Origin of the sequence: Verrucosispora sp. TAA-831, from assembly GCF_050780145.1 — a bacterium.
In the GTDB taxonomy this organism is placed as follows: Bacteria; Actinomycetota; Actinomycetes; order Mycobacteriales; family Micromonosporaceae; genus Micromonospora.
In genome coordinates this window covers 1,337,109-1,354,412 of sequence record NZ_CP192240.1, presented here as the reverse complement: position 1 = coordinate 1,354,412, position 17,304 = coordinate 1,337,109, and the positions used below count along the sequence as shown (strand labels likewise).

The following is a 17,304-nucleotide window of genomic DNA, read 5'->3' as shown; positions in this document are numbered from 1 at the left end:
CCGGTCCGGGACCGTGAACAGACTGGTCCGGACGGGAATCGCGGACCGACCGGATGGGAGCCGGGACGATACCTCCGCCATCGCACTGTCAGGACGGTCCGGCTCTGTCACCGGTCTGTCAGCCGCCTCCGGTGAGACGCTGACAGACCGATGACAGAACCACCCCGATGCGGTGTCGTACGCGGACCGTGCGGTGACGGTGTTCGGGAAGCTGTCGAGGTTCATGCCGCCTCCCCGTTCAGGTCACGGGCGTCGGCGACCCACACCGCCAGGTCGGCGAGCGTCGACCGCTGGCCGTCACCGCCGGGCACAGCCCACACCGCCTGCGCGGGACACAGGCCCGCCGCGGCGGCGTGATCGCGGGCTCCGGTAGCAACCGGCACCAGCAGCGGCATATCGGCCAGCAGGCGGCGTAGGTTGCGTTCCCGGGCGGCCGAGTGCAGCCAGAACAGCACCGGCCACACCCGCCCCAACGCGACGAACCAGTGCCGGTAGCCGAGCAGCTTGCCGGTCAGCACCGACAGCTGCTCACCACCGGTGTCGTACTCCACGAAGAACGGCACCCCGACACCCCGCACCGTCCACAGGCCGTAGCCGTCCGGACGGACCCGAGGCTGATAGGCGCGCACCAGAGCAGGATCCTCCGGCCGCGTGAACACCCCCAAGCGTTGACACGTCGCCTCCGGCAACCACTCCCCCAGCCGGGTGTCCGGGTGGGTGCGGGCGTAGCCGGCGAGGTCGGTGAAGAAGCCGTTCACACCAAGCCGATGCGCCAAGGTGCGGCTCGACGTCCACCGGCGCCGCTCCACCCGGGCATGATCACGACGCGGTGGCCGCTCATCGCGGCCGGCGGCCACGACCTCCGCACCGAGCTGGTCGATGACGTAGTGATACGGGTACGAGCCACCGTCGGCGCGCTGCGGCCGGAACCGCGCCACCAGCCGCAGCCGATAGAGGGTGCGCAGCCGCCGCTGGCAGAAGTCCAGCGATGGGAACAGCGCCTGGGCGATTTGGAACGAGGTCAGTACACCGTGGTCGTACAGCCAGCCCAGCAGCACCCGATCACGGGTGGTCAACTGCGACTGCACACGCAGAACCGGATCATCCATCCACCATCACCTCCACTCCGATACGCATGTGGGCTCCCCAGGGGGAGAGACCCGAGACCAGGACGGGTCTGTCGCAGGACAACCAGCCAGTACTGACAGACGGATTGACCTGCGGTGTGAGCGGGAAAAAGGGGTCCGTTCGGGCGTCCGGCTGAAGACCGACCCCAACGGGGACGTCAACTCGGACCCCGGAACGGGGGTCAACACGGGATCTGTCACCGCCACCGGCAGAAGACCGGAACTCGGTGAGATGGCATGTACAGAGAACACGAAAGCTCCTTGATCGAAAAGAATGGTGGCGTCGACGGTCGCGACGCCGTAGGTGTGCGCCGCAACCACATGCGGGCACGGGAGACTGCGGCAAGGCGCACTGTGAAGTTGTCAATGAACACGCCGACCGACGCACCGGCCGACACGAGGACAGATCAGGGCAGCAACGACCGACACGACCACCAGTAAGGCGGTCGCGACAGCGGGAACAGCGGTAGCAGTTGCGGAGGGCAGGGCGGCACCGTGCCACGCCGGTAGCGGGCTCGACTCAGCCTGGGGCAGATACTCCGGGAGCCGTCGACACCACGACGGCCCGGCGGGGCGTCGACTCAACCCGCCGGAGAAAGATCCTTCATGCCGAACCCCCTGCCACTCGAACCCATCGACGGCCCGTCCACTCCCGAGCCTCGAACGACCGGCGACGCTTCCGAAGGAGCGCCACCAAACCGGCCGATCCGACCCGGCGGCAGACCGCCACGCGGCCGCGTTCGTACCAGTACGCCTCCGCCGGCAGCACCCTGTCAACCAGCATCACCGGCAATCGATCAAGACGTTTCCGGACCCAGCCGGACCCACTGGCACCCGCCAACCCGCACAGGGCCCCCAGCCGGACAAATTCCCTGCCGAAAAATCTTGGCCTACCTGTTCAGCCATTTCACCTTGTGAGACAGTCCTCTCGCTGACCGAGCAGGCCCGCGCAGGGGTCGCCGAGGTCCCCGTCGGCGAGTCGGACCCGCATGGCTTCCACAACCGGGTTGCACTCGGTGTGGCGACGGCTCAGCACTGGCCCACCGGGCGGCCCGGGTCGCGGTGCACGTTGATCCCGATGGGAGCACCGGACACAATCGCCGGGTGATCGCGAGCGTGTTCTTCGATGTGGGCGAGACCATCGTCGACGAGTCCCGGGAGTACGGCACCTGGGCGGACTGGCTCGGCGTGCCACGCCACACCTTCTCGGCCGTCTTCGGAGCGATCATCGCTCGCGGCCTGGACTACCGGGAAACGTTCCAGGTCTTCCGGCCAGGCTTCGACCTGACCGAGGAACGAAAGCGCCGCACGGCGGCGGGACAGCCCGAGTCCTTCACCGAGGAGAACCTCTATCCGGACGCTCGACCGTGTCTGGCCGCGCTACGCGAGTCCGGGCTACAGGTCGGCCTGGCCGGCAACCAGACGGCACGGGCGGAGACCATCCTGCGCGCCCTGGACCTACCGGTCGACGTCATCGGCACCTCCGACGGCTGGGGCGTGGAGAAGCCCTCCGCCGCATTCTTCGACCTAGTGATCGCCGAGGCGGGATGCCCAGCCGACCATGTGCTCTACGTCGGGGACCGACTGGACAACGACATCCGGCCCGCACAAGAGGCGGGTATCGCGACGGCCTTGATCCGCCGCGGCCCGTGGGGCTACATCCTCGGCAACAAGGCGATCAGCGACCGGTGCCTGTTCCAGCTCGACTCACTGGCCGAGCTGCCTGACCTCGTACGTAAGCACAACGAGTCGGCGCGTTAGCTGCCCAGCAGGGCGGCGTGGCTGGCGGTGAAAGTGGCGACGCGTTCATCCAGCAGTGAACGCCATGTCGGCTGCCGCCGAGCATGGGACGGACGGCTCGGACGCGGTCGAGACCGACGCCGTACCAGTCGTTGTGCAGGGCGTCGACGGCCTGGTTGAGGTAGTCGGCGGCCTTGTCGCCGTCCTGGCCGTGGGCAGTGGCGAGGCCGGCGAGTACGACACTGCGCTGCTTGGCGCCAGTGGCCGTAAGCGCGGCGAGTGCCTGGTTGAGCTGACCGGCGGCTTCGCTGTGGTCGCCGCCAGAGAGGGCTGCCTATCCCGCGAACGAGCGGAGCTCCCGCGCGCTGAACCTCCCTTTTTCAGCCATGTCTGGCAGCAGCAGGTCCGCGACGCTCTGGTTCGGGATGCTGCCGCACGTCAAGTTACGGTCGATTTTCGAGTTAGGCTGCGGTGCGTGACTGTGCGAGTAGATGCGCGAATCGCCGGTGTGATCTTGGTCGATCCGGAGGGCCGTTTGTTGTTGCAACTGCGCGACGGCAACACCCGGGTGGATCCGCACCGTTGGTGTCTGCCTGGTGGCAACGTCGATCCGGGTGAGGACCCGCTGACGGCCGCTAACCGGGAGTTGCTGGAGGAGACCGGCCTCAAGGTCGAGGAACTGCGCCTGTTCTGGCAGGGCATCGCTCCCTCGGCGAAGTTCCCCGGCGCGGTCGGCGAGTTCTCGATCTTCTACGCGCCGACCGACGCCGGGGACGAGGATGTGGTGTGCGGAGAAGGTGCCGCGATGCGGTTCGTCGACGGAACTGACGTGCGCGCCTTGGAGTTCGGGCGAGCCTACGGTGAGATTGTCCCGCGTTTCCTGGACTCCCCGCAGTACCGGGAGTTGGTCAGCGCCGGCTGATCCACGTCTCCCGGTTGACCTCGTACATCTCGGTCAGGATTGCCGGGATGTCGTAGTTGTACTTCCAGTTCGGGTAGTGATTGGCGAACTTCGCCGTGCTGCCGACCCACCAGATGTGGTCGCCGATCCGGTTGTCCTCGTGGTACTCGGTGATCATCTGCTGGCCGGTGATCTTCTCGGCGAGGGTGGTCGCCTCCATCAGGCTGACGTGGGAGTGCCGGCCGCCGCCCATGTTGTAGACCTCCCCTTGGCGCGGGGCGCGCAGGAACGCCTCGAACGCGGTGACGAGGTCGTGGGAGTGGATCGCGTCGCGGACCTGCTTGCCCTTGTACCCGAAGATTCGGTACGTGCGTTGCTCCATGGCGCAGCGCATCAGGTAGGCCAGGAACCCGTGTAGCTCGGCGGCTGCGTGCGCGGGGCCGGTCAGGGTGCCGCACCGGAAGGTGGCGGTGTTGAGGCCGAAGTAGCGGCCGTACTCCTGCACGGCGATGTCCGCCGCGACCTTGCCGACGCCGAAGATCGAGTGGAGGCACGAGTCGATGGGCATGGCTTCGGTGATCCCGTCGGCGTATTCGTGGCCGGGTTCGACCTCCCACCGGGTGTCCAGCTCGGTGAGGGGGAGCTGGTTGGGGCGGTCGCCGTAGACCTTGTTGGTGGAGGTGAAGATGAACGCCGCGTCGGGGCAGTGGTTGCGGGTGTGTTCGAGCATGTTGACGGTGCCGACGGCGTTGACGTCGAAGTCGGTCAGCGGTTCGCGTACCGACCAGTCGTGGCTTGGCTGCCCGGCCGCGTGCACCACCACGGCGATGTCCTTGCCGTAGCGGGCGAACACCTTGCCGAGGGTGTCGCGGTCGCGGATGTCGTGTTCCAGATGGGTGTACCGGTCTCCGAGTTCGTTGATCAGCTTGATGGCGTTGGGCAGGGTGGTGCCGTCCTTGCCGAAGAAGTACCGGCGCATGTCGTTGTCGATGCCCACGATGTCCAGGCCGAGGGCGGCGAAGTGACGGGCGGTCTCCGACCCGATGAGTCCGGCAGAGCCGGTCACGATGGCGACGCTCACGCGGTGGTGCTCCGTTCGTGAAGAGTGGTCCATGCCCGAATCTGCTGCCGGGCGTGGTCGAGGTCGGCCGGGGTGTTGATGTTGTGCCCGGCGGGGAGTCCGATCGGTGCGACGAGCGCGCCGCGCGGGATGCTCCAGGTGATGTAGTCGGCGATGCTGGTCGATCGGGCTGCGAAGCCGGGCGCGTCGGCGAGCATGCGTCGCGTCCAGTGCCACGCACCGAGCGGCACGAGGCCGGACGGCTGGGCTTTCCAGCTCACGACGGTGACCAGCCCGCTGTCATCGACCACGACCGCCGGTCCGTTCGGATTGGCGCTGGACGGTGCGACGCCCACGCACAGCTCAGCGTGCCGGCCGAGTTGGTCAGCGAGAATCAGGAAGTTCCGCAACGATCCTGGATGGGTGATGGTGTCTGCCTCGATCACGCTGAACCGTTCGCCGTAGCGGGCGCAGTCCACGACGTCGGGCAGGTAGCCGGTCGGCGGACCGATGCTGATCTCCACGGGCTGGACGTGGCCGGCCGCGAGCGCGGCGGCCTCCGCGTCGGGTTCGCGCAGGTGCAAGTACAGCCGTGAAGGGCGGACCGCCCGAAGCTCCTGCAGGATCCAGCCGAGGATCGGGCGGTCCCCGACCATCTCGATGGTCTTGTGTTTGCCTCGTGCTACCTCCTGAAGGCGGGTGCCGAGCCCGCGCGCGAGGATGACCACCGGATGGTCGACCGTCAGGACAGGAAGCGCCATCAGGGCCTCCCGGTCTCGGTCAGGAACACCGAGCCGCCTGGTGTCAGGTCAGCCTGGGCGATGACGTCCATGACGTACTCGTAGTCGGAGACCTTTCGGTCCTTGCCGTAGATCAGGTACTTGTCGCGGACATCGGCGGGGGTGGCGTTGAAGACGATGACGTTCGCTCCGGCGTCGAATCCGCGACGCTGGCCGCCTTCGACGCTGGCGCGCATGGCGCTGACCGAGGGGATCGTCCACTCGGGCTGGGCGAGTCGCATCGCGGCGAGCACGTTCAGGGTCAATTCGACGTCGCCGGCAGGAACGCCTGCCAAGGGGGTGTCCGGTGCAGGCACGAACGGTGCCGCCGACATCATGTGCACGCCCATGTCGCGGCACAGGACGATGTCCCGCGCGATGCTGTCCGGGCTTTGGCCGGGTAGGCCGATGATCATTCCCGAGCCGACGCGGTAACCGAGGTCCAGCAGGTCCGCCGTGCACGCGAGCCGCCGGTCAAGCGCCTCGTGCCGCATCCGTAGGTGCAGGTCCACATCCGATGTCTCGTGCTTGATGATGTAACTCGTCGCACCCTGCTCGCGCAGTCTGGCGTACTCGGCGCGGGTCTTGTTGCCCAGGTTCAGCAGCAGCTCCACCCGGCCGCCGTACAGCTCAGCGATGGTGGGTAGCGCGGCCCCGACCGACGTGGTGGTCTGCGGCACCTCGCCGCCCTGAAAACAGATCACATCGACGCCGAGAGCGTGTACGCCGATCGCCGTCTCGATCATCTCAGCCGGTGTCTGGTGGAACACGTCATTGGTTCGGGTGTTGGAGCGACGCATCGGGCAGAAGTCGCAGTCGACCCGGCACAGGTTCGTCACCTCGATAACCGCGCGTACGACAACCCGGTCGCCGTACACGCCGGCGCGGGCGGCACGGGCTTGCGTGAACAGTTCTTCTCGCTCGGATCCTTGCACCATCAGCATGGCGCGGATGTCGCGTTCGTCGAGCACGGGAATCTCCTCTTCATCGAGCGCGGTGGCACGAAAGGGAGGTGCAAAGGCCCGTCAACCCAGAAGCGGACGGACAGAGGGACGCCGCCAACGAAGCGTCACCCCGGAAGCCGGCCCAGGTGGTCGCTGGCCGGGCTGGCATGTGGTCGTTCTCGCCGCTACGGATCATGTGATCTGGTCATGCCCGCCTCCTTCCTCTTGTCGCCTCGGTCGTTGGCGGGTGCCAGCAGGCCGGACACGTATGGCCCGCCGGAGCGACGGGGATGGCGAGAGATGAACCGGCGTGCGCGGCTTGGCCGCCGAGAGCCCAGGAGGCGCTGTCGTCAGGCAAGTCGAGAAGCAGCCGAAAGCGAGCCTTGACGTCGGTGTGAGCCAGGGTGAGAACTTGGTCCAACGCCAACTGCGCCGCGCGCGTGGGTGGTGCCACGCGCTTGTGCTCCCATCCGTGGATCGTCGATGGGTCCACGCCGAGGTGTTCGGCGAATCCATCCACGCTCATCCGCAGCGCCTCGCGAAACGCACGAACCTCCCGCCCGGTCCATCGGCCGACGACGACCGGCCCGCAGCCCGCGCAGGCCGCCGGACCGGCTGCCTGCTCGGGGATGAGCGGGGCGGGAGGCAGCCCGAACTGCTGACGTTCCTGGTCGCGCGCGCGAGCTTTCTGTGCGTGGAGGCTCCGCACGAGCGCGTCCAGTTGATCGAACAGGGCCAACAGGGCGCCGCGTGCGCCAAGGGCGACGTCGGCGTTGTACCAGAAGATGCGGGTGGTGTTATCCCGACCGGCCTCGACGCCCGCGATCGCGCTTCGCGAGTAGCGGATGAGCTTGGCAAGATCGACCTGCCTCAACCCGACAGCATTGCGCCGCCGGGCCAAGTGCCGGCCGAGGTTCCTGCGCGCGTCGTCCAGGTGATCCCGGGTGATCGCACCGGCCGCGCCGAGACGGCGCTCGCCGCCGATACACAAAGGCTGTGCGGATCGGTCGCCGGCCCGCGTTTGAAAAGGGCGAACGCCGTAAAGCGGCCCGCTCGGCTCCGCCGCCACGGTTGACATCTCAACCTGCCGCTCGCGCCGACAGCCAACCGAAGCCGCCTCGCCCGGCACCCATCAACTCCGGCCGCGTGGCACCAGGCCGCCGCCGAGGTAGGCGGGCCGACAGCAGGAACACCTTGGCGGCTTCCTCGTTGACGCGGCAGGGGCCGAGTACCTTGCACTCCACACACAACCCGTCGCCACTGGACACCGCGTGCCGGTCCAATGTCGCCTGCGCTCGATCGAGCTGTTGACCGCCGTGGTAAGTCGTCGCCATGTCACACGTCCTTGCGTTTCCGATGGGACAGGCGCGCCGCGCGGCTCCGCGTGGGAGCTTGACAAGCGGCACCGCGCGGCACGCCCGGCCCGATTCACCCGCCACTACGGAGCCATCCGTCACGTAGAAGCGGGGAGCCATTCGACGTTCCCAGTGCTGGCCACGCTGCCGAGACGCATGCGCAGCGCACGTCATCACATCGATGGGTGCCCGATCGTGCTGATGTTGGCCACTGCGCGACATTCGAGCCGCAGGTAGACCTGAGCTGGGGTGGGGCGGCGCGGATCCGCACGAGTCGCGGGTCGCCGCTGCGACCGAGATCAAATCCAACCCCTCCCACCGCGTCGCTCCTTCGCCTATCCTGCGCTCGCCTGGAGTGAAAACGCAAGACTTGCGTTCGCAAGATTAGGGTTGGCTCGCCCTGTCACGATGGCGCGTTCACACGACCGGCAGACTTGAGAGAGGCCGGGAGCAAGGGGGATCGAAGTTGGCAACACGTCGTCAGCCACCAACCGTTCGGCTTCGACGCTTGGCCGGCGAGCTGCGCAGCCTCCGACAAGCTTCCGGCCTCACCCGCGAAGACGCGGCCGAGCAAACGAACATCAACAGCGCCACCCTGTACCGCATCGAGACGGCCAAGGCTCGCCCGCAGCGGCGCACGCTGCTGACACTGAGCCATTTTCATCGTGACGGTGCAGGTCGCGGGTGGTGCGGGAGGCCGGTGTCCAGGTAGGACGAGGCTCCCGGTAAGACAGCAATCGACCAAGATCAGATGCCCCAACCGGGAGCCTCGCTGTGCTGTCTTACCCTGCCGCGATTCCGTTGTCCACCCGCAGCCTGAACCACCTCGCCGCCCTCATCCGAACCCGCCGCCAGCAGCGACGGTCCCGGTGGCGACGCCTCGCCCCCGGCCGGCAAGCCCTGCTCGCCCTTGCCCACTTGCGCAACGGCGACACCCTGGCCCGCCTGGCCGTCGGATTCGAGATCGGCGTCACGACGGCCTGGCGTTATGTCCGCGAGGCCATCGACCTGCTCGCCGCGACCGCCGGCGACCTGGCCACGGCCATGACCAGGATCCGGCTGCTCGCCTACGCGATCCTCGACGGCACCCTGATCCCGATCGACCGGGTCGCCAACCAGAAGCCGTACTACTCCGGGAAGCACAAGCGTCACGGAGTGAACGTGCAGGTCATCGCCGACGCGGCCGGACGTCTCGTCTGGGCCTCGGCCGCGCTACCCGGCTCGACGCACGACCTGACCGCCGCCCGCGCCCACGGCATCATCGACGCCTTGACCAGCGCCGACGTGATGACCTTCGCGGACAAGGGCTATCAAGGCACCCACGGCAGCGTGCGCACCCCGTTCAAGCGGCGCCGCTTCCGGCCGAAGCTGTCATCCCGGCAGAGAGCCGTCAACCGGGCCCACGCGAAGATCCGCGCTCGAGGCGAACGCGCGATCGCCACCCTCAAGACCTGGAAAATCCTGATCAAGCTGCGCTGCTGCCCACGCCGAGCGACCGCGATCGTGCAAGCCATCCTCGCCCTGCACCACGTCGAAGCCGACCGCCACGCACGATGAAAATGGCTCACTGCTGGACAAGTACGGCATCACTGACCCCGCCCGCCGCGCGGCGTTGGTCGAGCTGTCCAAACAGGCATCGCAACTGGGGTGGCTCCAGGCGTACGAGAGCGAACTGCCCGAGGAGTACACGACCTACATCAGCTTCGAGAGCGAGGCGCGCAGCGTCCGCAACTACGAGTCACTGTTCGTGCCCGGCCTGCTCCAAACGCAGGGCTACACCCGCGCCGTGGTCACGGCCAGCCTGCCCTACGCCAGCGAAGACGAGATCCAACAGCGCGTCGAAACCCGCGCCCAGCGGCAGGCATCCATCACCAAGGACGATCCGCTCAAGCTCTGGGCCATCGTTGACGAGGCCGTGCTGCACCGTGAGGTTGGCGGCGTGGACGTCATGGTCGACCAGCTACGACACCTGCTCGACCTGACCGAACGGCCGCACATCACGCTCCAGGTGCTGCCCTACAAGGTCGGCGCACATCCGGGTATGCACGGCGCGTTCGCCGTGATGGACTTCCCGGACGCCGCCGACCCCGAACTCGTCTACATCGAGAACATGGCTGGCGCGCTGTACCTGGAGAAAGAGGCTGACATCCGGCGGTACGCCGAGATGTTCGACCAACTTCGAGCGGCTGCCCTGAACGTGGCCGATTCGCGGAAGCTCCTCGGCCGCTTGATCGACATACACTGACTGTGAGGGGAGGGAAAGGTGAACGCTCCAGATCTGGGTGCCGTGACGTGGCGGACGAGCACCCGCAGCGGCGCAAACGGCAACTGCGTGGAATTCGCTCAGCTCAACAACGCAGTTGCACTGCGTGACAGCAAAGACCCGTCGGGACCAGCATTGGTGTTCATGTCTCGAGAGTGGGTGGCCTTCATCGAGGGAGCCAAGGATCGGGAGTTCGATCGAGGCTAAACAGCGTGCCCGAGGGTATCGATCTTGGCATGGGTGCACGCTCGTGTGGCACCCACGGGGTGTCCGCCTCGGGGCACCCCTTCGGGTCTGCTGAATGCCCGCGCTCGCCCTTGAGAGCATCAAGCACCGGACACCAGACCCCCTCACCGAACCGGCCCGGACGTCCACCACCACTCCACCCGTCCAGCGGAAGCCGGAACCGTCCAACGGCTCCCGAGCACCCACCGAGCACCGGGCCACCGACGCGAAAACGAGAAAGGCCCTGACCTAGGGTGAAACCCCTGGTCAGAGCCTTGCTGCTGGTGCGCCGCCAGGGACTCGAACCCCGAACCCGCGGATTAAGAGACTGGTCTTGATCGAGTCGTTACGTCCCACCAAGTCGCGTGAGTCCACCTGTTCGCGGTTGTGGCTTGATTCAGTCGGGCCAACGTCCCAGTCAGTCCAACCGACCATGGCTCCGTCCACGGCGCCCGAGCACCCGTCGAGCACCAACGCCCGCCCGTGGATGGAGCTGCCATGGTGCATCACTCACTGCTTGCCGGGCTGCGAGGGCTGGGTACGGGCGGGTTGTGGTTCCTCGAAGATCCGGCACTCATACTGAGCTCTTTTCATCCTGGGTTTCGGCTGGTCTGGACGTGATGTAGGGCGAGGATGGCTTGGACGATCGCGGTGGCGCGTCGGGGGCAGCAGCGGAGTTTGGTCAGGACTTTCCAGCCTTTGAGGGTGGCGACGGCGCGTTCGCCGACGGCCCGGATCTTGGCGTGGTGGCGGTTGACGGTCTTCTGCCGGCGGGACAGTCGGGGCCGGTGACGGTGCCGCTTGAACGGGGTGCGGATGCTGCCGCCGGCGCCCTGGTACGCCTTGTCGGCGAAGGTCATCACGTTCGCTCTGTTCAGCGCCTCGATCAGGCCGTTGGTGCGGGCGGCGGTCAGGTCATGTGCCGCACCAGGCAGGGCAGGCGACGCCCAGATCAGACGTCCGGCGCAGTCGGCGATGACCTGGACGTTCACTCCGTGGCGCTTATGTTTCCCGGAGTAGTACGGCCGCTGATCCGCGATCCGGTCGATGGGGATGAGGGTGCCGTCGAGAATCGCGTACGCGAGCCGGCCGATGTGCCGGATGGCCGCGTTCAGGTCCTGGGCGTGTGCCGCGAGCAGGTCGATGGCTTCCCGGACGTATCGCCAGGCCGTGGTGACGCTGATCGCGAAGCCGCAGGCCAGACGAGCGATGGTGTCGCCGTTGCGGAGATGGGCCAGGGCGAGTAGGGCCTGCCGGTCGGCGTCGAGACGCCACCACCGACCTCGGCGGCGGGTGCGTTCGGCGCGGACGAGGTCGGCAAGGTGGTTCAGGGTGCGGCTGGACAGCGCGACCGCAGACGGGTAAGACAGCACAGCGAGGCTCCCGGTTGGGGCATCGGATCTTGGTCGACTGCTGTCTTACCGGGAGCCTCGTCCTATGTCGACACCTGCCTCCACCACACCCACCGTGACCAGGCCTGTCACGATGAAAATGGCTGACTGACCCAGCAACTGCTTGTACTGCATTTTGTCACGATTCTTGTAACGCTGCAAATGTCATGCCTGATCTTCGACGCCGCCCGTGGCGCGTCTTTGACCACGCCGCAGCAACGACAGGTTCGCCTGGATCGACACCACCCGCAGGTTGGCGCGCTCGGCATGAAAAGCACACCATGCTTCCCGCTGCCGGTCGTCAGCCATCTGGGTCCCGATGACCCCGTCGCCGCTGGCGACCTGCACCATGTCCCATCCGCCAACGTTCTCGGCGAAGGCTGCAGCAAGGTCCAAGAAGGTCGGTTGCGCGTGGTCGACGTGGGCCTCTTGCCGTGACCCGAGCGGGATACCGGTGAGGGCGCAGGTCGCCGTTCTCTGCTTGGCGAAGGCGCGTTCGACGACTGCGATGACCTGCGGGGCGATGGCTTGTCGCATTGCTTCGAGGGCCGAGTACCGCTGGCTGGTGGGGGTGATGCAGCGGATGAAGGAGAAGTCGGTTTCGGTACCGTCGACACGGACGAGGTAGAAGCTGGTTTGGCTGGGGTAGGCCGGGTTCTGTCGAACCTCGTACCTCAATACCCCGCATCCAATCTTGCCGACGGGGTCGTGGTGGCGGAGGAGAAGGTCGTCGAGGAACTGACGGTGGTCGGGGTCGGTGACGATGCTGCCCTGTGGGTAGCCGTAGAGGATTGATCGGCAGGCGTCTTCGGCGGCCTTCTTGGTTTTGAAGTGTCGGGCGCCGATGGTGAGGGGTTTCGCCATGGGGTCTCCTTGCGGTGGGCAGATGAAACAGCGTAGGGCGTTTGTAGCTGGTCGACGACTCGGTAAGATACGAGGATCGTTCATGTTTCTGCGATGTTGGCAGGTAGAGCCGCCGCGGCCATGACGCCGATTCGAACAACTCCACGCGTCAAGGCCACCTGCGCATAGACCGGAACACCATGTCTCGCAGGTGGGTCGGCAGCAGCCCAAGGGCGCGGACGTGGTCAGCGACGTGACCCCCATGCTCAACCGGCGAGCACACAATCGCCCCAGATCTGCCGGCGGGCCTGGACACGGCCATCGTGTTGAGTACCCGGTCGTCGCGGTTGCCGGGGTGCGTCCGGGCCTGGGGCGGTTTCATGCACACGGGTCGGAATTTCGTGCAAGGTGTCAGCCCGCTGCTGACAGGCGCGTGCCGCGCTCAGCAGTAGCCGCACGGCGGTCGGGCACCACCTTCTCGTCAGCATCCTTCAGCACGAAGATCGAGGTCATCGGTCGCTACTGCACTGACGCGGTGCCCGCGGTTTCTGCGCCGGTCTGGTCGTTGGTTTCAGCCTGCGGCGGCCAGGTAGGTGAGCAGGATTCTGGGCAGCGGGGTCGCGCATAAATGGTGGACGATCCGGCCCGGGTTGCGACCGGTCACGGCTCGGACTCGGCGGCCAACCGAGAGTTGGTGTCGCCGAAGGCAGGTGGGCGAGGATCAAGAGCGCTGGCCGGCTCGGGTTCAAGCGCTGCCATCGGGATGATTGCTGGGTGCAGTGGCGGTGCCCTGGCGCCGTCTGCGAAGGCGATCGAGGAGTCGGGCAGGCGTGGCCCCTGGAGCATGTGTCTGTCGGGCGAATCGTTCGAGCACGGCAACTTCGGCGGCGGGGTCGCCCAGCCGGGCGAAGATGATGGCGGCCCTTTCGTAGTACCAGGGAGCCACCCCGTATCCGTTTGTACGTGAGTCGTTTTCCACCGCGTCGATGCATCGGACGGTCAGGAGCAGTGCCGCGTGGACGTCGGTCTTCTGCGTCGTCATGATCTGGTCCGTGAGGCTGTGTGGCTGATGGCCGTCGACCAGGCCATCCGTCGTGGGTATACACCACAGCGGCAGGCCGGTGCTGTCCGACCACGTGCGGCCGTCCCCGGCGCTGACCTTCTCGGTCCAGTGTTGGCCGTCCCAGAAGCGATAGGTCCAACGCCCTGACGGGTCCAGGTACCAGCCAGCGATGACCTGCGGAATTCGTTGAGTGGGCACGGACGCCACAGCGACCGGAGTCGGCTCGATGCGGGGCTCGGTCGGTTCGACGCCCTCGACGGTTGTGGTGTCGGGCTGCTGCGATGGCGAGGAAGACGTGGCGACGGTCCCCAGCATGTCGTCGAGGGCCAGATCGGAGCGGATCGGTATGGAGAGTTCGCGTGCTCGCGCGACCTTCGTGGTGTCCTGGTCAGCGGTGGCGACAACGGCGGTGACGACGTTGCGGGTCAGGTTCAGCGCTACGACGAAGCCGGCCTGGGTGAGGCGGTCACGGACATCGGCAGCCACGGATGGGCTGCACCAGACGCGTTGTCCCTTCTGCTTGACGGCCAGGGTGTGGTCCGTGGTCTCTCCCCCTGGCGCGGTGAGGTCCGCGAAGTAGTCCGGTTCCCCGAGAAGTCGTGCGGCGGTAACGAGCTGTCGGTACTCGGTGCTGGTCAGGATGTCATCAGCGAGTGCGGCGTCCCGCAGTCCGTCGAGGTAGCGGTGGTGCAGGGCCCGTACCTGCTGGGCGCCCATGCCGGCCTGTCCGGCCAGTCGCGCCAGCACCTTGGCTTCGACTCCGGTCAGTTTGCCGTCGCTGAGCGCGCTTCCGACGGCAGAGAGGTACGCCTCGGTAGCGGCGGGCTCGGCGTCGCCGGTGGAGTAAGGCAGTTTCCCCAGCAGCGAATGGATCCAGCCGTCCGTACCCTTGCGTAGGCCGGTGACCCGGGTACGGGGTTGAGCGAGGCGCGGATACCGCGGCAGCGGGGCAGGGGCGGACGGGAACCGCAGGGCGGGCGCGTTCGCCAGGAGCCTGATGAGGAGCTGAGCGGTTGCCCGGGTGTCACCGAGAGCGGTGTGGGCGTCGTGCAACTCGATACCGCACACGGTGCAGCAGGAAACGAGCTGGAAGTTCGGCGCGGCCAGGACCTGTCGGGCCAGCCGCTGGGTGCACACCGCCGGCAGGGGGGAGGTGCTGATGCCGACCCGGGCGAACTCCTGCGCGATGAATCCCTCCTCGAAGCGGGCGTTGTGCGCCACCGCCACGGCACCGTCGAGCCTCGACAGGATCTCGCCCGCCGCGTCGGCGAACGTGGGCGCTCCGGACAGCATGTCCGCAGTGATGTGATGGATGAAGGTTGGTCCGGGGTCTCGGCCGGGGTCCACGAGGGTGGCCCACTCGTCGACCACCCGGCCTCCTTCGACGCGAACCAGGGCGATCTCCACAATCCGGTCGGACGTCGTCGACAACCCGGTCGTCTCCACGTCCACTACCACGAACGGCACCTCACCCAGGTCGACACCTGCACGTCCGCCCGCTGACCCGTAGGCGAACAGTCCGACCGACGACATACGAATCTCTCCATCTCGACTATCCCAGTTGATCATGGTGAAGGCGGCTGGCCGGCGACCGTTGCTGGTGACAGTTGTCAGAACGGCTGCGGACGCGACTAATCCGTTGACCCACCGGCTCAGCGGGTGCCCGCCGTCCAACCTCTGCATGTCATGTGATCGTGACCGGCTGTTCCTGGGCCTGGGTGAGGCTCTGCCGGTACTCGAGGGCTTCCGGGACCTCCTCGTACTGCAGCAGGCTTCCGGTCAACGCCAGCAGGTGTTCCTTGGCTTCCTCCGGCGTGGCGTAGAAGAACTCACGACGGTGGTTGACCAGGTTGACCCGCCGGTCAGCCAGCCGTGCGTGCATCTGCGCCTCAATACCGACAGCGTCGTCGGAGAAGAACAGGGCGTGCACATCGAAGTTGAAGGGGACCGAGGCGTCACTGAGTTCGCGCACCCGATCTAGCGGGTCCAGGCGACGGGTCATGCCGACCTTGACCATCTTCTCGCCGAACGCGCCAAGGTTGGAGATCACGTACACGTAGCCCGCCCGGACGTTGGCGGCCCGATGATCCACGTCCTGGATCGCGGTGTCGATCTGGGCCAACCGGTCCTGCATCTGGGCGGCCCCATCGGCATCGCCCTTGGCCTGCAAAGCGGCCAGGGCGTTGGCGTAGTGCTGGCGTTCCTTGTCGAGCCGGGTGCGTTCGCGTTCGATCTCCTGCTGCGCGCGTCGCTCCTCGCGCAGCCGGGCCTTCTCCTCCCGGTCCCGCTCCTTCTCCTCGGCCAACTTCTCCTGGTAATCGGCGGTGAGCTCCAACTCCTTGACCCGCAGGCGGTGGTACTCTCCGGCAATCCGGATCTGCATCGTCTTACCGAGCTTGGCAATGGTGACCGTCACCTTCCCCAGCCGGTCCACAGCCGAGTCGAGCTTGTACGGCTTCAACCCGCGCACGAGATTGTCTGCCTCGGCGTTGTAGGCACGGAGCATCAGCTTGGAGAAATCCCGGACCATGACCCGCCCCTCGGCGGCCGAGCCGTTGACCGTCCATCCGGTGGCGGCCTTGACCGCGCCCCCGTCTTTCTTGGTCATCGCCTTGATCTGGTCCTGAAGCCGGCTGAGCTGGCTCTGATAGGCGACCGCGTCCGACAGGGGATGTCGATACTGGTAGACACCGGCTTCCTGCAGCAGTGCCGTCTCCTCAGTAACCACAATCTGCTGCCGGAGCTCGCGCAGATGCCGATCGAGCTCGACCTTCCGCGCTTCGCCCTTGGCTGTCAGGTCGGCAACCTCACGGGTCAGCCGGTCTCGGTGCTGCTCCAACTCCATCGCTGACAGCACACCGAGCCGGGACATCTCCGCCCGTAAGCCCGTCCGCTCGACGCGCAACTGGTCCAGCTCGCTGCGGAGCTGCGCGTTCTCCACGGCCAGTTCGCGCGCCTTGCCCCGAGCACCGAACAAAGGAATGTCCGGACTCCCATTGCGCTGTGGCGGGACGACGGCAGGAGCGCCAGCGGCCTGCGCGGCGGCCGTAACGGGTGCCACCGGTGCCGGAGCCGGCAAGTCCGGAATCCACAACTGCCACCCCGACGGAGGAGGGCCCCAGGCAGGATCCGGAGTCCAACCCGTAGGCGGCATCCACCCAGCAGGCGGCGTCGGCCAGTTCGGCGGCGCGTTGAAGCGATATCCCATTGCTCTCCCCAGGCATCATGACTGCCCGACGAAAGTAGCGCCGTAGCCGCTGACCGGACATCGACGACTCAGATCAGCAGAGCAACCATCCAGCCAACCACGGATACCCGAGCGAGGACTTCAGTCTGGTTGCCGACAGAAATTGGCAGTTCACCACCGGCGTTCCTAAGAGGCCGAAGGCAAATGCCACAACGCCGCCCTCATCTACCTCGCCCGACACCGCTTCGACCTCCTGTTCGCCATGGTCTGCGACAAGATTCCCTACCAGCCCCGCCCGACCACGCCGATCGCTGCTTGACGAACCCCACGCGGATAGCCCAAGCCGTACCCCGATAGCAGCCGCTACAGCAGCGTGCCTTTCATCCTGAACTGGACACCTGGTCAAGTGCCTGCTACAGATCTTGA

At 66.7% G+C, this 17,304-nt stretch carries 14 protein-coding genes and 2 pseudogenes; 7 read left to right on the top strand and 9 right to left on the bottom strand.

Going from position 1 to position 17,304, the window contains the following annotated elements:
- Positions 1-221: 221 nt before the first annotated feature.
- Positions 222-1,109 carry a replication-relaxation family protein gene (locus ACQVFL_RS06185; protein WP_431728910.1) on the bottom strand — a complete coding sequence of 296 codons (888 nt, stop codon included), beginning with the start codon at positions 1,107-1,109 and terminating at the stop codon, positions 222-224.
- A 1,122-nt stretch (positions 1,110-2,231) separates the two neighbouring features.
- Between ACQVFL_RS06185 and ACQVFL_RS06180 the strand changes: the two genes are divergently transcribed.
- Together ACQVFL_RS06180 and ACQVFL_RS06175 are read left to right on the top strand one after the other, a co-directional pair.
- Positions 2,232-2,888, top strand: coding sequence for an HAD family hydrolase (locus tag ACQVFL_RS06180; RefSeq protein ID WP_431728909.1), 657 nt, complete (start codon positions 2,232-2,234; stop codon positions 2,886-2,888).
- Between the two features lie 454 nt (positions 2,889-3,342).
- A complete protein-coding gene (locus ACQVFL_RS06175; RefSeq protein ID WP_431729778.1) occupies positions 3,343-3,789 on the top strand; it encodes an NUDIX domain-containing protein in 447 nt (148 codons plus the stop codon).
- Here the strand turns inward: ACQVFL_RS06175 and ACQVFL_RS06170 are convergent.
- The 4 genes from ACQVFL_RS06170 to ACQVFL_RS06155 all read right to left on the bottom strand — a co-directional run bounded on the left by ACQVFL_RS06170 (position 3,776) and on the right by ACQVFL_RS06155 (position 7,620).
- Positions 3,776-4,849, bottom strand: coding sequence for an SDR family NAD(P)-dependent oxidoreductase (locus tag ACQVFL_RS06170; RefSeq protein ID WP_431728908.1), 1,074 nt, complete (start codon positions 4,847-4,849; stop codon positions 3,776-3,778). The two genes, ACQVFL_RS06175 and ACQVFL_RS06170, sit on opposite strands and share 14 nt — an antisense overlap.
- Entirely contained in the window at positions 4,846-5,589 is a 744-nt protein-coding gene (locus ACQVFL_RS06165) for a hypothetical protein (protein ID WP_431728907.1), read from the bottom strand. Before ACQVFL_RS06165 ends, ACQVFL_RS06170 begins: the two co-directional genes overlap by 4 nt.
- Positions 5,589-6,578: a biotin synthase BioB gene (locus ACQVFL_RS06160; protein WP_431728906.1), complete on the bottom strand. Its 990-nt coding sequence runs from the start codon at positions 6,576-6,578 to the stop codon at positions 5,589-5,591. The genes ACQVFL_RS06165 and ACQVFL_RS06160 overlap by 1 nt, the downstream gene beginning before the upstream one ends.
- A gap of 178 nt (positions 6,579-6,756) precedes the next feature.
- Entirely contained in the window at positions 6,757-7,620 is an 864-nt protein-coding gene (locus ACQVFL_RS06155) for a helix-turn-helix domain-containing protein (protein ID WP_431728905.1), read from the bottom strand.
- 752 nt (positions 7,621-8,372) lie between these two features.
- On the opposite strand from ACQVFL_RS06155, the pseudogene ACQVFL_RS06150 reads away from it, so the two are divergent.
- The 4 genes and pseudogenes from ACQVFL_RS06150 to ACQVFL_RS06135 all read left to right on the top strand — a co-directional run.
- A pseudogene (locus ACQVFL_RS06150) lies at positions 8,373-8,558 on the top strand (helix-turn-helix domain-containing protein); the annotation flags it as partial.
- Positions 8,559-8,680: 122 nt separating this feature from the next.
- Positions 8,681-9,463, top strand: coding sequence for a transposase family protein (locus ACQVFL_RS06145; RefSeq protein WP_431727345.1), 783 nt, complete (start codon positions 8,681-8,683; stop codon positions 9,461-9,463).
- Between the two features lie 55 nt (positions 9,464-9,518).
- Entirely contained in the window at positions 9,519-10,151 is a 633-nt protein-coding gene (locus ACQVFL_RS06140; protein WP_431728904.1) for a DUF5753 domain-containing protein, read from the top strand.
- A gap of 18 nt (positions 10,152-10,169) precedes the next feature.
- Positions 10,170-10,376 carry a DUF397 domain-containing protein gene (locus tag ACQVFL_RS06135; protein ID WP_431728903.1) on the top strand — a complete coding sequence of 69 codons (207 nt, stop codon included), beginning with the start codon at positions 10,170-10,172 and terminating at the stop codon, positions 10,374-10,376.
- 608 nt (positions 10,377-10,984) lie between these two features.
- On the opposite strand, the gene ACQVFL_RS06130 is transcribed toward ACQVFL_RS06135, so the two are convergent.
- The 4 genes from ACQVFL_RS06130 to ACQVFL_RS06115 form a co-directional block, all read right to left on the bottom strand.
- Entirely contained in the window at positions 10,985-11,767 is a 783-nt protein-coding gene (locus tag ACQVFL_RS06130; protein ID WP_431728902.1) for a transposase family protein, read from the bottom strand.
- A 183-nt stretch (positions 11,768-11,950) separates the two neighbouring features.
- Entirely contained in the window at positions 11,951-12,649 is a 699-nt protein-coding gene (locus ACQVFL_RS06125) for a DCL family protein (RefSeq protein WP_431728901.1), read from the bottom strand.
- 724 nt (positions 12,650-13,373) lie between these two features.
- On the bottom strand, positions 13,374-15,374 hold the full coding sequence (locus tag ACQVFL_RS06120; RefSeq protein WP_431728900.1) for an exonuclease domain-containing protein: 2,001 nt from the start codon (positions 15,372-15,374) through the stop codon (positions 13,374-13,376).
- 1 nt (position 15,375) lies between these two features.
- Positions 15,376-16,785, bottom strand: a complete 1,410-nt coding sequence (locus ACQVFL_RS06115; RefSeq protein WP_431728899.1) for a DUF4041 domain-containing protein — start codon at positions 16,783-16,785, stop codon at positions 15,376-15,378.
- Positions 16,786-17,071: 286 nt separating this feature from the next.
- On the opposite strand from ACQVFL_RS06115, the pseudogene ACQVFL_RS06110 reads away from it, so the two are divergent.
- Positions 17,072-17,197, top strand: a pseudogene (locus ACQVFL_RS06110) (IS110 family transposase); the annotation flags it as partial.
- Between the last annotated feature and the right edge of the window lie 107 nt (positions 17,198-17,304).

What these genes read in the sequence shown, in the direction of transcription:
- ACQVFL_RS06165 (WP_431728907.1), bottom strand. Translation starts at nt 5,589, where the DNA reads ATGGCGCTTCCTGTCCTGACGGTCGACCATCCGGTGGTCATCCTCGCG.
- ACQVFL_RS06185 (WP_431728910.1), bottom strand. Translation starts at nt 1,109, where the DNA reads ATGGATGATCCGGTTCTGCGTGTGCAGTCGCAGTTGACCACCCGTGAT.
- ACQVFL_RS06120 (WP_431728900.1), bottom strand. Translation starts at nt 15,374, where the DNA reads ATGCAGAGGTTGGACGGCGGGCACCCGCTGAGCCGGTGGGTCAACGGA.
- ACQVFL_RS06125 (WP_431728901.1), bottom strand. Translation starts at nt 12,649, where the DNA reads ATGGCGAAACCCCTCACCATCGGCGCCCGACACTTCAAAACCAAGAAG.